General features: G+C 70.8%; 12 protein-coding genes. 10 read left to right on the top strand and 2 right to left on the bottom strand.

Translation table 11 applies throughout. The features are described 5' to 3' along the window. Positions 1-10: 10 nt before the first annotated feature. Positions 11-1,369: a flavin monoamine oxidase family protein gene (locus ACTJI8_RS04415; RefSeq protein ID WP_440732177.1), complete on the bottom strand. Its 1,359-nt coding sequence runs from the start codon at positions 1,367-1,369 to the stop codon at positions 11-13. A gap of 143 nt (positions 1,370-1,512) precedes the next feature. Between ACTJI8_RS04415 and nusA the strand changes: the two genes are divergently transcribed. The 5 genes from nusA (at position 1,513) to ACTJI8_RS04390 (ending at position 8,617) form a co-directional block, all read left to right on the top strand. Beyond that, complete coding sequence (nusA, locus tag ACTJI8_RS04410; RefSeq protein WP_440732176.1) at positions 1,513-2,502, top strand: transcription termination factor NusA; 990 nt, start codon at positions 1,513-1,515, stop codon at positions 2,500-2,502. A 35-nt stretch (positions 2,503-2,537) separates the two neighbouring features. Next, positions 2,538-2,828 (top strand): YlxR family protein, encoded by a 291-nt coding sequence (locus tag ACTJI8_RS04405; protein ID WP_440732175.1) that lies wholly within the window; start codon positions 2,538-2,540, stop codon positions 2,826-2,828. Between the two features lie 59 nt (positions 2,829-2,887). Then, complete coding sequence (infB, locus tag ACTJI8_RS04400; RefSeq protein ID WP_440732174.1) at positions 2,888-5,659, top strand: translation initiation factor IF-2; 2,772 nt, start codon at positions 2,888-2,890, stop codon at positions 5,657-5,659. 142 nt (positions 5,660-5,801) lie between these two features. Beyond that, a complete protein-coding gene (rbfA, locus tag ACTJI8_RS04395; protein WP_440732173.1) occupies positions 5,802-6,233 on the top strand; it encodes a 30S ribosome-binding factor RbfA in 432 nt (143 codons plus the stop codon). Positions 6,234-6,565: 332 nt separating this feature from the next. Next, on the top strand, positions 6,566-8,617 hold the full coding sequence (locus tag ACTJI8_RS04390; protein ID WP_440732172.1) for a LuxR C-terminal-related transcriptional regulator: 2,052 nt from the start codon (positions 6,566-6,568) through the stop codon (positions 8,615-8,617). A 32-nt stretch (positions 8,618-8,649) separates the two neighbouring features. Here the strand turns inward: ACTJI8_RS04390 and ACTJI8_RS04385 are convergent, their stop codons facing one another. After that, positions 8,650-9,546: an A/G-specific adenine glycosylase gene (locus tag ACTJI8_RS04385; RefSeq protein WP_440732171.1), complete on the bottom strand. Its 897-nt coding sequence runs from the start codon at positions 9,544-9,546 to the stop codon at positions 8,650-8,652. A gap of 89 nt (positions 9,547-9,635) precedes the next feature. On the opposite strand from ACTJI8_RS04385, the gene truB reads away from it, so the two are divergent. From truB to ACTJI8_RS04360, 5 genes are all read left to right on the top strand, one after another. Further along, the gene (truB, locus tag ACTJI8_RS04380) at positions 9,636-10,532 is read left to right on the top strand and encodes a tRNA pseudouridine(55) synthase TruB (RefSeq protein ID WP_440732170.1); all 897 of its coding nucleotides are present in this window, start codon (positions 9,636-9,638) and stop codon (positions 10,530-10,532) included. Next, a complete protein-coding gene (locus ACTJI8_RS04375) occupies positions 10,529-10,900 on the top strand; it encodes a hypothetical protein (RefSeq protein WP_440732169.1) in 372 nt (123 codons plus the stop codon). Before truB ends, ACTJI8_RS04375 begins: the two co-directional genes overlap by 4 nt. 139 nt (positions 10,901-11,039) lie before the next feature. Continuing rightward, positions 11,040-11,471, top strand: coding sequence for a hypothetical protein (locus ACTJI8_RS04370; protein ID WP_440732443.1), 432 nt, complete (start codon positions 11,040-11,042; stop codon positions 11,469-11,471). Continuing rightward, entirely contained in the window at positions 11,468-12,445 is a 978-nt protein-coding gene (locus ACTJI8_RS04365) for a bifunctional riboflavin kinase/FAD synthetase (RefSeq protein ID WP_440732168.1), read from the top strand. The genes ACTJI8_RS04370 and ACTJI8_RS04365 overlap by 4 nt, the downstream gene beginning before the upstream one ends. A 215-nt stretch (positions 12,446-12,660) precedes the next feature. Next, on the top strand, positions 12,661-14,805 hold the full coding sequence (locus ACTJI8_RS04360; RefSeq protein WP_440732167.1) for a DEAD/DEAH box helicase: 2,145 nt from the start codon (positions 12,661-12,663) through the stop codon (positions 14,803-14,805). Positions 14,806-14,904 lie beyond the last annotated feature (99 nt).

Below are 14,904 nucleotides of genomic sequence, written 5' to 3'. Positions count from 1 at the left end.
GGCCCGCGACTCAGGCTTCGGAGCGCAGGATCCCCGCGGCGAAGGCGTCGAGATCGACGGCGTGGCCGAGGACGCGCTCTGCGGCGCGCACCCCCGAGGCATAGGCGCCGCCGACCGTCGCCGGCTCTGCGCCCCAGGTGGCCTCTCCGGCGAAGTGCAGCATCCCGTCGACCGGGCCTGCGAGGGCGTCGTGGTCCTCGTGCGAGGATCCGGTCGCGAGGTGCGAGTAGGAGCCCTGCGAGAACGGATCCTGTCCCCAGCGCGTGATCCAGCGCGCGACCGGCGTGGGGATGTCCTCGCCGTAGAGCCGGCGCAGCGCCGCCATGGCATCGGCGGAGATCACGTCGTCGGTCAGCGTCTGCACATGCCTCCCGAACGGCCCGGCGGCGAAGGTCAGCAGCGTGGGCCGGCCGCTGATCGCGGACACGTCGTACCAGGAGTGCCAGTGCTCGCCGGGCTCGCCGAGAGCGCGGATCGCGTACACCCCCTCCTCCCAGAAGCGCTCGGGGAACTGCAGGAAGATCTTGTTGAACACGCCCATCCCGAGCCGCGCGATCGGATCCGCGATCTCTGCCGGCAGCGCGGGCTCGAACGCGATCGCGCCGGCCTTCAGCACGCCGAGGGGCACGGTGACGACCGCCCGTGCGGCCGTGAAGACGCCGCGATCGGTCTCGACCCGCACTCCCTCCGTGCTGCGCACGATGCGCCGCACCACGTGCTCGAGCCGGACGTCGAGCCCGGCGGCGATGCGGGCGGGCAACTCGTCATAACCGCGCGGGAAGACGACCTCGTCGCCGTCGATCGCGTCCTCGTCGAGCCCGTGCGCGTCGAGGTCGCCGATCCAGGCGCCGCACTGCTCCTCGACGCGGTGCCGGAAGAACTCGCGGATCTCGTCGACGCGCTCCGGATCCATCGCATCCCGGTGCCGCTCCAGGGCGTCCAAGGCGCGCTCCGTCACCTCGCGGTAGGTGTCGCCGGGGGAGGACCGGGAGATCTCCTGCTCCACCGCGAGGTCGGCCGCGGCGACGTCGGTGACCCACTGCGCACTCTCTGCGGCGGACAGGCGCCGCGCCTCGCCGTCGAAGTCGGCGATGGGGCGGCCGCCGGCCTGGAAGCTGCCCACGGTGAACTCGATGGTCGGCACGTTCAGGGCCCGCACGAGCTCCCACAGCGGGGAATCCTCGATGCCATGGATCCAGGACGCGCCGAGATCCACGGAGAAGCCCGCGCCGCGGTCCGTGTGCATGCGCCCGCCGACCCGGTCCCGCGCCTCCAGCACGGCCACGCGCTGACCGGCCGCGGTGAGCAGCCGCGCTGCGGTCGTACCGGACATGCCGGCGCCGATCACGATCGTGTCGAACTCGGGCACGCGTTCTCCTCGGGGGTCTTCGTCGGTGAGATCTCGGACCCGGAGGCCACCAGCCTTCGCCGAGACGGGTCTCGCCAGGGTATCGTTGTACGGATGTCGTGCGTGCGGGTGCGCGCCGACGAGAGCTGAACAGGGAGGCCGTCATGGATATCGATCTCGGGTTGCTGCGCACGATCGAGCGGGAGAAGGAGATCCCCTTCGACGAGCTGATCGCGATCATCGAACAGGCCGTCCTGACCGCCTACGCCAAGCATGACTCTGCGGAGGGCGTGCTGACCGAAGGCGCCCGCGTCGAGCTCGACCGCAAGACCGGCCACGTCGCCGTGCTGATCCCCGTGCGCGATGAGGAGGGTGCGGTCATCGGCGAGGAGGACTCCACTCCCGATGACTTCGGCCGCATCGCCGCCTTCGCCGCGAAGCAGGTCATCGGCCAGCGCCTGCGCGACATCGCCGACGACGCCGTTCTCGGCGAGTTCCGCGGCAAGGAGGGCGACATCGTCGCCGGTGTCATCCAGCAGGGCCCGAACCCGCGCATGATCCACGTCGACCTCGGATCCGTCGAGGCGATCCTCCCGCCCGAGGAGCAGGTCCCAGGTGAGGAGTACACGCACGGAACCCGCATCCGGGTCTACGTGACGTCGGTCGCCAAGGGGATGAAGGGTCCCGCGATCACCGTGTCCCGCACGCACCCGGGTCTCGTGCGCAAGCTCTTCGCACTCGAAGTGCCGGAGATCGCCGCGGGCCTCGTCGAGATCGTCGCGCTGGCCCGTGAGGCCGGGCACCGCAGCAAGATCGCGGTGAAGGCGAACGACCCCGCCATCAACGCCAAGGGCGCGTGCATCGGCGAGATGGGCCGCCGTGTCCGCGCGGTCACCGAGGAGCTCGCGGGGGAGAAGATCGACATCGTCGACTATCACCAGGATCTCGCGACGTTCGTCGCGCATGCGCTGTCGCCCGCCAAGGTCACCAGCGCGTTCGTGCTCGACGCCGGCACGAAGGCCGTGCGGGCCCTGGTGCCCGACTACCAGCTGTCGCTCGCGATCGGCAAGGAGGGGCAGAACGCCCGCCTCGCCGCGAAGCTCACCGGCGCCAAGATCGACATCCAGCCGGACTCGATCCTCGACGGGGCCTGAGCGGCCGCGTTCGCCTGCCGCGCCCGAGGTGTAAGATGGATCCTGTACGAACGTGTGTCGGTTGCCGCGCTCGTGCATCTCGCACCGCCCTGCTCAGGGTGGCAATCCGGAATGGTGAGCTCGTCTTCGACGAGCAGGCCGTGCTGCCGGGGCGGGGTGCGTGGGTGCATCCGACTCCGGAGTGCGTGGACACCGCCCTGCGGCGACGCGCCTTCGCCCGTGCACTCCGTGTGTCCACTGCGATGGAATTCCCGGAAGCAGAGAACATGCAGACCCTCGAGAAACGGCTGAACGGCTATGGAAACAAAGTGAACGGCTCGAAATGAGACCCGTCCGCGACTAGTGGTCTGCCCTGCCAGGGCGGACCGACCCTGACAGGAGAATTGTGGCTGGTAAACCACGCGTGCACGAGATCGCCGCCGAACTCGGCGTCGACAGCAAGTTTGCACTCGCGAAGCTCAAGGAGCTCGGCGAGTTCGTGAAGTCCCCCTCATCCACGATCGAGCCCCCGGTCGCGCGCAAGCTGCGTGCTGCCATCGAGGCCGACAAGCCGGCCGGCGCCGCTTCCGCGACCGCCCCGGCCGCCAAGCCTGCTGCGGCCACCCCCGCAGCAGCGTCTTCCGGCGCGCCCAAGCCCGGCCCGAAGGCGCCGACTCCCGGCCCGAAGCCGGGACCGGCCAAGCCCGCAGAGCCGACCCCGGCACCGGCGGCCGAGGCTCCCGCGGCTCCGGCTGCGCCCTCTCCGGCCCAGACCGCTGCGGAGAAGCCGTCTGCGGACAAGCCCGGCGGATCCGGCGCTCCGCGCCCCGGCGCACCTCGCCCCGGCAACAACCCGTTCGCCTCGCAGCAGGGTATGGGCTCGCGTCCCGCGGGTCCGCGTCCGGGTAACAACCCGTTCGCCTCCGCGCAGGGCATGGGCCAGCGCCCGACGCCGGGCAACATCCCGCGTCCGCAGGCTCCGCGCCCCGGCTCGCCGCGCGTCGGCGGACCCCGTCCCGGCCCCGGCGGCCGTGCCGGTGGTCCCGGTCGTCCCGGCGGTGCCGGTCGTCCCGGCGCTCCGTTCCAGCAGCGCACCGGCGGCCCCGGCCGTCCCGGTGGTGCCGGTGCCGGTGGGTTCCAGCGCCCTGGTGGCGCTCCTGGTGCCCCGGCCGGCGGTTTCGCCGGTCGTCCCGGCGGTGGTGGCGGCCGCGGCCGCGGCCCCGGCGGCGGTACGGCCGGCGCGTTCGGCAAGGGCGGCGGCAAGAGCAAGCAGCGCAAGTCGCGGCGGGCGAAGCGGCAGGAATTCGAGATGCGGTCGGCGCCGGTCGTCGGCGGCGTCAACGTCTCGAAGGGCAACGGCGAGATCATCCGTCTGCGTCGCGGTGCTTCGATCGCCGACTTCGCGGACAAGCTCGAGGCATTGCGCGGCTACACCGTGCAGCCCGGCACGCTCGTGACGATCCTGTTCAACCTCGGCGAGATGGCCACGGCCACCGAGTCGCTGGACGAGGCGACGTTCGAGGTGCTCGGCGCCGAGCTCGGTTACACGATTCAGATGGTCTCGCCCGAGGACGAGGACAAGGAGCTCCTCGAGGGCTTCGGTCTCGACCTCGAGGCCGAGCTGGAGGCGGAGAGCGAGGAGGACCTCGAGATCCGTCCCCCGGTGGTCACCGTCATGGGTCACGTCGATCACGGTAAGACCCGACTGCTCGACGCGATCCGGCAGACCAACGTCATCGAGGGCGAGGCCGGTGGCATCACCCAGCACATCGGTGCCTACCAGGTGTGGACCGAGCACGAGGGCATCGAGCGCGCGATCACCTTCATCGACACTCCGGGTCACGAGGCGTTCACCGCCATGCGTGCCCGTGGTGCGCAGGTGACCGACATCGCGATCCTCGTGGTCGCGGCCGACGACGGCATCATGCCGCAGACGGTGGAAGCGCTCAACCACGCCCAGGCGGCCGGGGTGCCGATCGTGGTCGCGGTCAACAAGGTCGACAAGCCCGAGGCCAACCCGGCCAAGGTCCGTCAGCAGCTCACCGAGTACGGCCTGGTCGCAGAGGAGTACGGCGGCGACGTCATCTTCGTGGACGTCTCCGCACGTGCCAACACCGGAATCCAGGAGCTCCTGGACGCCGTTCTGCTCACCGCGGACGCCGGTCTGGACCTCACCGCGAACCCGAACAAGGCCGCGCGAGGCATCGCCATCGAGGCGAAGCTCGACAAGGGCCGCGGTTCGGTCGCCACGGTGCTGATCCAGTCCGGAACCCTCCGGATCGGTGACGCGATCGTCGCGGGCACCGCATACGGACGCGTCCGCGCCATGATCGACGAGAACGGTGACGCGGTCGAGGCCGCAGCTCCCTCCCGCCCGGTCCAGGTGCAGGGTCTGAACTCGGTCCCGCGTGCCGGTGACGTCTTCATCGTGACCGACGAGGACCGCATGGCCCGTCAGATCGCCGAGAAGCGTGAAGCCGTCGAGCGCAACGCGCAGCTGGCGAAGGCCCGCAAGCGCATCTCGCTCGAGGACTTCACCCGTGCTCTCGAAGAGGGCAAGGTCGAGACGCTCAACCTCATCATCAAGGGCGACGTGTCCGGTGCCGTCGAGGCGCTGGAGGAGTCGCTGCTCAAGATCGAGGTCGACGACTCGGTGCAGCTGCGCATCATCCACCGCGGTGTCGGCGCGGTCACCGAGTCGGACGTGAACCTGGCGACGATCGACAACGCGATCATCGTGGGCTTCAACGTCCGCCCCGACCCGAAGGCCCGTGAGGCGGCGTCCCGCGAGGGCGTCGACGTGCGGTTCTACTCGGTCATCTACAACGCGATCGACGAGATCGAGAACTCCCTCAAGGGCATGCTCAAGCCGGAGTTCGAAGAGGTCCAGTCGGGTGTCGCCGAGATCCGCGAGGTGTTCCGCTCCTCGAAGTTCGGCAACATCGCCGGTGTCATCGTGCGGTCGGGAACGATCACGCGCAACGCCAAGGCGCGCGTCATCCGCGACGGCATCGTCCTCGCCGATGGCCTGGCCATCGAGTCGCTGCGCCGCTTCAAGGACGACGTCACCGAGGTCCGCACGGACTTCGAGGCGGGTATCGGCCTGGGCAAGTACAACGACATCCAGGTCGGCGACGAGATCGAGACGACCGAGATGGTGGAGAAGCCGCGCGGCTAAGCACGTGGTTGCGCAGGATGGCATCCTGTGCCGACCTTACGGGGCCCCGGTCCGCTTCGCGGACGCCCCGACGGTCGTCACAGGGTGCCTTCCTGCTCCGCGCTTGCGTTCCACGCGGGCGAAAGAGTGAGAGGGTAAGGACATGGCCGGAGAACGACAGGCACGACTCGCGGATCGGATCCGCGTCATCCTCGCTGAGCGGCTGGAGAAGGGGCTGCGGGATCCGCGCCTCGGCTTCGTGACGATCACCGACGTGCGCGTCACCGGTGATCTGCAGCACGCGTCCGCGTTCTACACCGTGCTCGGCACGGAGGAGGAGCGCGTGGCCTCGGGTGCGGCGCTCACGTCAGCGACCGGGCTCCTGCGCAAGGAGGTCGGACGTCAGCTCGGCATCCGGCTCGTGCCCACGCTCGAGTTCATCCCCGACGCGCTGCCCGAGAACGCCGACCACATCAGTGATCTGCTCCGGCAGGCGCGCGAACGTGACGAGCAGGTCGCCGGCATCGCCGCGTCCGCCGCGTTCGCGGGCGAGGAAGATCCGTATGTGAAGCCCCGCGAGGGCGACGAGGACTGATCGATTCAGGGCGGTGCCATGGCACCGTGACATCGCTGCGAGAGGCCCTGGGACACTGTGTCCCAGGGCCTCTCGTCGTTGCTTGCGCGCATGTCTCCTGCGTTGGGCGATTATTCCACCGGGTCTAAGAAGTTGGGGTCCGCGCTCGTCTCTTGTTAGCATCCAACCCACGTGCGCGAAGTGGCGCACGATGGCGGCGGGGGGGCTGCGCAGCGATGAACGGCGCGACGACAGGCAGGACCGAAGAGCGGGCGAGGATCCGGGCGCCCGGTGCGCCGTCGGAGGATAAGTCCGACCGTCTGGCCTGCGGTACCCGCGATGTCGCGCCGCACGTGCGCTCCGCGATCGATCGCATCTGCGGTGGTGACGCCGTCGCGGCCGCTGAGATGCTGGCCGCGCTGGATCCTGAACATCGCCGGGGATGGCGGGTGCTGCCCGACGCCCTTCCGGCAGTCCCCGCGCTGGAGGCGCATGCTCAGCGCGTGCTGCCGCGCGACGCGGATCGGGAGCGCGCATTCGCGCTCGCGCTGTGCGGCTCAGGATCGGTGCAGGCGCTGGGCGCGATCGTGGGGTGTGATCCGGACGGCGTTGCTCGGTCGCAGCTCGCCGGTCTCGCCGAGCTGCGCGGCGGGAGGTTCCATTTCGCCGATCCGACACTGCGTGCGCATCTGCTGGCGACGGCGACATCGCAGGATCGGTTGCGTGCACACCGACGGCTGGCCGTGGTGCTCGCCGAGGCAGGGGATGAGCACGCGGCGTTGTGGCACCGCGCCCGTGGCGCCGTGGCGGCCGATCCCGGCCTGGTCGAACCGCTCATCGAGCTGGCGTACGCGGCGCTGCGCGAAGGAGCTGCCGGGCGTGCCTGGTCCTGCGCCGCAGAGGCCGTGGAGCATGCCGGACCGGGATCGTCCGCGCACGCGAGCGCGTTGCTGTGCAGCGGACGTGCGGCGCTGGCCGGAGGCTGGGTAGCGGACGCCGTGGAACGCATCGAGCAGGCGCTGCGCATCGATGGCGGACATCGCGGTGGGGCGACGGCGGCCTTCGTGCTCGCGCACACGCTGCGACAGGGCGCGGTGCCGGCGCCCGATCTGCTGGTCCCGCCTGATGCGTCCGGCCCGGGATACCGGCTCGCCGCGGTGCTGGGCGCGTCCCTCGGCGCTGAGCGCGGTGACCGCGAACGCAGCACAGCGTGGCTCGCCATCGCAGCACGACTCGGTGAGGACACGGAGGTGCGGGCGACGCTGCTGGCCTGGTGCGATGCGCTGGCGGGCCACGCGGATGCGGGGGCGATCGACGACGGCGATGCCGTCCAGCGCGTGGCGCACGCGCTGTGCGCCGGCCTCGACGGCGACCCGGATGCCGGGGTGCGCGCACTGGCCGAGCCTGTCGCGATCTGCGGCGACGCTCCCGTGACCGGTCTGCAGGAGCATGGTCCGCTGCTGCGCGCCCGCCGTGCTGTCGCCGAAGTGCTGCTGCACGTCTGGGCGGGACGCATCGGCACCGCCCATGAGCTTCTCGCGGCGTCCGCGGCGGAGCTCCCCGTGGCGCTGCCGTTCGCCGGTCTCGCCGTGGCGTTGTCCCGGCGACTGGATCTCGCCGTGGACGGCCGCATCGGAGCGTTGTCGCGGGAGCTCGCCGCATCCGTTCCGTGGCCGCAGGAGCCCGATGGCTTCGTGGACCGCGCCATCGACGCCTATCTGCAGGGACGCAGCGATGAGGCCGCCGTGCACATGGGCCTGTGGACGGACCGCGGCAGACCCTCCGAGCCCCTCGGTCTGCCCGGGCTGGACGAGATCGGTCCGCTGGGTGCGGCGACGGCGCCGGAGCCTCCCGAGGCGACGGCGGCACGGACCTTGCGCGAGCGCGTCAGGGCCGCGCGCGAGTCGTCCTGGCGTACCGACCTCGATGCGGTCGCCGAGGAGAGCCGGGGGATCCGTTCGCCTTTCGAACGGGCAAGGGTCGAGGCGCTGCTGGGCTCCACGTGCGCGGCACGGGGCGACCGCGGCCGAGGCGTGCGGCACCTGCGCGCCGCGCGGAGCCTGTTCGAGGAGTCCGGGGCGCGGGCATGGCGCGGCATGGTCGATCGACGACTGCGGATGATGGCCGAGCGCCGGCAGCGCGCGGCGGAAGCCGCCGGAGAGACGGGTGCCGTGCCGTCATCGCTGGAGGTCTGCCGCGCGGCCTGGGAGCCGGTCCTCACCGCCCGTGAGCTCGAGGTCGCTCTGCTCATGGCCGAGGGGCGCGCGAATCGCGAGATCGCGCTCGCGCTGCACGTCTCGGTGCGGACCGTCGAGGTGCACGGCGGCCGGATCTTCGCGAAGCTCGACGTGCGCACCCGTCACGAGCTGACGGTGCTCGCACACCGCACCGACCAGCACCTCTGAGGGGCGCGCGGACAGCGGCGGTGCGTGGCCGGTCAGCGCGGCAGCATCAGCTCGCCATCGGTGGCCTCGAGCAGCCCGTCCGCGACGAGCGAGTCGATCGCACGGTCGCGCTGCACCGGATCCGGCCAGTCGGCGAGGACGGCATCGGCGGGCAGACGGTGGCCCTCGGCGTGCCGCAACGCGCGGAGCACGCCGCCGCGCGCCTGCCGGTCCGAACCCTCGTACTTCGCCTGCCGTCGCCGCCGGTCCTCGCCGTCGGGGAAGTCCGCGGCGCGCCACGCGCAGAGCTCGGCGAGCGGGCACCGTGCGCAGTCCGCGCTGCGGGCGGTGCACACGGTCGCACCGAGCTCCATGGTCGCGGCGTTCACGACGGCGGCGTCCTCCGCCTCGTCGGGCAGCAGCGCGAGCATGTCGTCCAGATCGCGGCGTGAAGGAGGATCCGGCTGGGCCCGCCCGTGCACGGCGCGGGCGATGACCCGGCGCGTGTTGGTGTCCACGACGGGATGGCGGTCGCCGAACGCGAACACCGACACGGCGCGAGCCGTGTAGTCGCCGATGCCGGGGAGCGCCAGCAGTGCGGGGACGTCGCGCGGCGTCACCCCGCCATGCTCATCGCGGACGGCGATCGCGGCCCGGTGCAGCCACAGCGCGCGTCGGGGATATCCGAGGTTCGCCCATTGCTGCAGCACCTCGGCCGGAGTCGCCGCAGCGAGCGAGATCGGATCGGGCCAACGTGCCAGCCACGCCTCCAGATGCGGGATCACCCGGTTGACCGGTGTCTGCTGCAGCATGAACTCGCTCACCAGCACGCCCCACGCTCCGTACGCGGCGAGGTACTCCGCCCGTCTCCAGGGCAGGTCCCGCGCGTGCTCGCGGAACCAGGCGATCAGCGCGGACGCGATCGGCGCGGAGGCGGGGGAGTCGGGCACGGGAGACCACGCTACCGCTCCCGCGGAACCGCGTCGCATCGCCGGCGGACCGGTCGGATCCGGACTGTCGCGGCCTCTAGGCTGGGAGCATGGCAACCAGCGGCATCCTGCTCGTCGACAAGCCGGGCGGGATGACGAGTCACGACGTCGTCGCCCGCACCCGCCGGGTGTTCGGCACCCGCAAGGTCGGGCACGCCGGTACGCTCGATCCGATGGCCACCGGGCTTCTCGTCATCGGCGTCGAAGCGGCCACGCGTCTGCTCACCTTCGTGGTGGGTGCCGACAAGACCTACCACGCCACGATCCGCCTCGGTCAGAGCACGAGCACGGACGACGCGGACGGCGAGATCACCGCCTCGGCCGACCCCGAGCGTGTTTCCGCGATCGCTGCGGATGAGATCGCCGCCGGCATCGCCGCGCTCACCGGCGCCATCTCGCAGGTGCCGAGCGCCGTCTCCGCGATCAAGGTCGACGGACGCAGGGCGTACGACCGCGTGCGCGCGGGGGAGGACGTCGTCCTCGCTGCCCGCGATGTGGTGGTGTCGCGCTTCGACGTGCTCGGTGACAGCCCCGCCGACGACGGCATGCGCGACCTCGACGTCGTCGTGGACTGCTCGTCCGGAACCTACATCCGTGCCCTCGCTCGCGATCTCGGGGCGGCCCTGGGCGTCGGCGCCCACCTCACGGCGCTGCGCCGCACGCGTGTCGGGCCGTTCGACGTGGCCGATGCCTCGACGCTGGAAACTCTCGCAGAGGCGCGGCCGCTCACCGCTGCCGCTGCGGCGGCCCGGATCCTTCCCGTCCTCGCGGTCAGCGCGAAGGAGGCGGTCGATCTGCGTCACGGCAAGCGCCTTGTCGCCCAGCGTGCCAGGCTCGAGGGTCCGCGCGCCGCGGCGATCGATCCCGACGGTGTGCTGATCGGGATCGTGGAGCGTCGCGGTGATGACCTGAAGAGCGCCATGAACATGCCGGAGGGGGCGTCATGATCCTGTGGTTCACCGTCATCCAGATCGTGGTCGCGGTCGCGGCGGGCCTGTTCTGCCTGATCATGGGCTTCGCAGGCAAGCGTCCGAGTGACTGGACCGTGGGGTCGCTGGCCCTGATCGAGCTGCTGCTGATCGTGCAGGTCGTCCTGGCCATCGTGCTGCCGTTCACGGGGAATCCCGCTCTCGGCGACCCGCTGGAGTACGGCGTGTATCTGGTCTCCGCCGTGCTGCTGCCGATCGGCGGAGCGGTCTGGGCGCTGCTCGAGCGCTCCCGTTGGAGCACGGTGATCATGGGCGTGGTCGCACTGTCGATCGCGGTCATGATCTGGCGGATGCAGGTGATCTGGACGACGCCGATCGGCGGCTGAGCAGCACCGGCTGTGCGGACCCGGTGTCATCGGGTTCCGTAGAATGGACCCTGCCATGAGCACCGCGCGATCCTCGACCCCGTCCGATTCCCCTGCGTCCCCATCGGGGACCTCCTCGGTCGTGCCGTCTCGCCCTCGGATGCGCGGCGTGGGCCGCGTGCTCGTGATCGTGTACGCCGTGATGGCGCTGGGAGCCACCGGCCGATCCTTCGTGCAGATCGTGCGCGCGTTCGACCAGGCTCCGCTGGCGTACTCGCTGTCGGCGGTCGCCGCGGTCGTCTACATCGTCGCGACGCTCGCTCTGATCGGATCCGGCCGCCCGGGCTGGTACCGCGTCGCCTGGGTCGCGATCGTGTTCGAGCTCGTCGGCGTGCTGGTCGTGGGCACGCTGAGTCTCACCCACCCCGCACTCTTCCAGCACCAGACCGTGTGGTCGCAGTTCGGCCTCGGCTACGTGCTGATCCCGCTGTTCCTGCCGATGGTCGGGCTGTGGTGGCTCATCACGCATCGCCCGTCCCGCACCGTTGCCGCCGTCTCCGGCGCCGGCTCGTCGGAGGGATCCGCCGCATGATCGTCTTCCGCGATCCGTCCGAGGTCCCCGCGGACTTCGGACGCACCGTCGCCGCGATCGGCAAGTTCGACGGCGTGCACGCCGGCCACCGCGCGGTGTTCCGCCGCGCGCAGCAGGACGCGGCGCGCATCGGGGCGAAGACGGTGGCCGTGACCTTCGACCGCAACCCGCTGAGCGTGCTGCGTCCGGATCGGTGCCCGGACGATCTGGTGTCCGTCGAGCGCAAGGTCGAGCTGCTCTCGGCGTGCGGTCTGGATGCGGTTCTCGTGCTCACCTTCGACGAGCGGCTGGCCTCGCGCACGGCGGAGGACTTCGCCCAGGCGATCCTCGTCGACGCGCTGCATGTCGCCACCGTCCTCGTCGGCCGCGACTTCCGCTTCGGCAGTGGCGGCAGGGGAACCCCGGCGCTGCTGGCCGAGCTGGGCGAGCGGAGCGACTTCACGGTCGACGTGATCGAGGACGTCTTCCTCGAGGGCACCGACCGACGGGTCTCCTCGTCGTGGGTGCGCGAGCTGCTCTCCGCGGGTGACGTCGCGCTCGCGGGCGCCGTGCTGGGGCGCCCGGTGTCGGTGCGAGGGGAGGTCGTGCACGGTCTGAAGCGCGGCCGCGAACTCGGATTCCCGACCGCGAACCTTCCTGCCCTCCTCGACGAGATGGTGCCCGCCGACGGCGTCTACGCAGGCAGGCTGGTGGACCACACCACCGGCGTCGTGCACCCCGCGGCGATCTCCGTCGGAACCAACCCCACGTTCGACGACGTGCTGCAGCGCCAGGTCGAGGCGCATGCGATCGACAGTCCCGGGCTGGACCTCTACGGCCATGACGTGACGGTGGAGTTCACCCATCGGCTGCGGGGGATGACGGCCTTCGACAGCATGGATGCGCTCGTCGCAGGCATCGCCTCGGACGTGGAGCAGGCGCGGCTCCTGCTGGGCGTGAGCGAACCGGATCGCGCGAACTCGCCCGCTGAGTGACCGCACGGCGGCTCGCGTGGCGTAAACTGACCGCGAACCCGTTGTGATCGACGTGCGCGATGCACGCCTGCGGGGTTCTCGTCCGCTCGGTCTGCGATGCCTCTCGGCAGCCGCCCGTCCGCGGATACGCATCGTCGGGACGCAGCATCATCCCGACGGTCATTGTTCGGATCAGTCGCCGTCCTCTGGAGACGGCATCCACGCTCAGGAGGAGCATGCCGACCACGGCGACCGCCACTCGGCGGAAGAAGACGTCGCGTCGAGACGAAGACGCGCCGCTGATCCCGATTCTCGCGCGCAAGGTGCGCGAGATCGAGGCCAAGGCCCAGCACGGGAAGCTCGGCCCCACCAACCGCGTCAAGTTCCAGGTGATCGCGTTCCTGGTGCGCGAGGAGCGTGCCAGGGCCAAGGGCGACGCGGCGCTCGGCGACGCCGCCCGCGCGGAGCAGCTCAAGCGTCTGGACGGTGTGGCCACCATCCTCGCGAAGACCGCCGCGCGTGACACGTCGCTGATCCAGCTGCTCGAGGCGGACCAGGCCACGAGCCCCGTCGCGAAGCGCATGCGCCGCGACTGGCTGCTGGAGTCCGGCGCCGAGCTCGCGCCGGAGGAGCTCGTCATCGCCGATGTCATCCGGGTGCAGCAGGCGCCGGTGGTGCCGGCAGCGCTCGCCGAACGCCAGGTGACCCCGCCGTCCGTGGAGTCGCGGATGCTGGCGAACCCGTTCCTGGCGCCGGATCTCACCCCGCGGCCCGCGTCCACCCCGCGACGCCGCCTGGACGGCTGGGACCTCATGGGGCCGCTGTACAAGGCGTTCGAGTCAGGGGCGGGCGGGGGGATGGCCTCGATGGAGCTGCCGCCGCTGCCCGAGTACGACCACCTCTCGCCGAAGGGCCTCGAGGTGATGGTGCATCAGTCGCGCTTCCTCGAGTCGGTGCGTGCCGGGCATCGTTCGTTCCTGCTCGCCGACGAGCCGGGTCTCGGCAAGACCGCGCAGTCGGTGCTCGCCGCTTCCATCGCCGACGCGTATCCGCTTCTGGTCGTCGTCCCGAACGTGGTGAAGATGAACTGGGCGCGCGAAGTCGAGCGGTGGACTCCGCAGCGCCGCGCCGCCGTGATCCAGGGCGATGGCCAGGACGTGGACGCGTTCGCCGACATCTTCATCGTCAACTACGAGATCCTCGATCGGCATCTGTCCTGGCTGGGCGAGATCGGCCTGCGCGGCATGGTCGTCGACGAGGCGCACTTCATCAAGAACCTGTCCTCGCAGCGCTCGCAGAACGTGCTGGCGCTGGCCTCCCGCATTCGGGAGCAGGCCGCCGGTGCGCATCCCCTGTTCATGGCCCTCACGGGAACCCCGCTGATCAACGACGTCGAGGACTTCGACGCGATCTGGCGCTTCCTCGGCTGGACGAACGGCGAGCGCCCCTCCGCGGAGCTCGCGGACAAGCTCGACGCCACGGGGCTGACACCCGCGGACAAGTCGTTCTATGGCGAGGCCAGGGACGCGGTCATCTCGATGGGCATCGTGCGCCGCAAGAAGAAGGACGTGGCGGCCGACCTGCCCGACAAGCTCATCGCGGATCTGCCGGTGCAGCTGGACGACGAGTTCGGGCGCGGGATCCGGCAGGCCGAGGCCGAACTCGGCGCGCGGATGGCGGCGAAGTACCGCCGGATCATCGAGGCGCGCGGAGATCGGGGCCTCGCCCACGGCGAGATCGACGAGGACATCGTCCGGCTCGTCGCGCACGGCGAGCTGGAGGAGTCGAAGGCCGCCGGCACCGGCGGGGACAACGTCTTCACCATGGTGCGCAAGATCGGCCAGGCCAAGGCGCTGCTGGCTGCGGACTATGCCGCGCAGCTGCAGCGCTCCGTTGGCAAAGTGGTGTTCTTCGCCAAGCACGTCGACGTGATGGATCAGGCGGAGGCGCATTTCGCGGCTGCGGGGATCCGTTCGGTGTCGCTGCGGGGCGACCAGACTGCGATCGCGCGGCAGCAGGCGGTCGACGCGTTCAACAGCGACCCCGACGTCGGGATCGCGGTGTGCTCGCTCACTGCGGCCGGCGTCGGCGTGAACCTGCAGACCGCGTCGAACGTCGTGCTCGCCGAGCTCAGCTGGACCGCGGCGGAGCAGACCCAGGCGATCGACCGCGTGCACCGCATCGGCCAGGACGAGCCGGTCACTGCATGGCGCATCATCGCGGCGCACACCCTCGACACGAAGATCGCCGAGCTCATCGACCAGAAGCAGGGCCTCGCGGCTCGGGCGCTCGACGGCGAGGTCGTGGAGGAGGGTGCGAGCGAGCCTGTGCAGCTGGCGGCGCTCATGCACCTGCTTCGTCAGGCGCTCGGCGGCGACTGACCGCATCCCAACGGCGAACGTCAAGAACGGCGCTTCTTCTCCTGGTTTATGGAGGCGGAGCGCCGTTTTTCTTCAAGAAGACGAGAAGTCCGTGATGGG

Origin of the sequence: Microbacterium sp. 22303, assembly GCF_052045265.1 — a bacterium.
GTDB lineage: Bacteria > Actinomycetota > Actinomycetes > Actinomycetales > Microbacteriaceae > Microbacterium.
The sequence above is the reverse complement of the archived record's forward strand: the minus strand, read 5'-3'. Positions and strand labels throughout refer to the sequence as shown.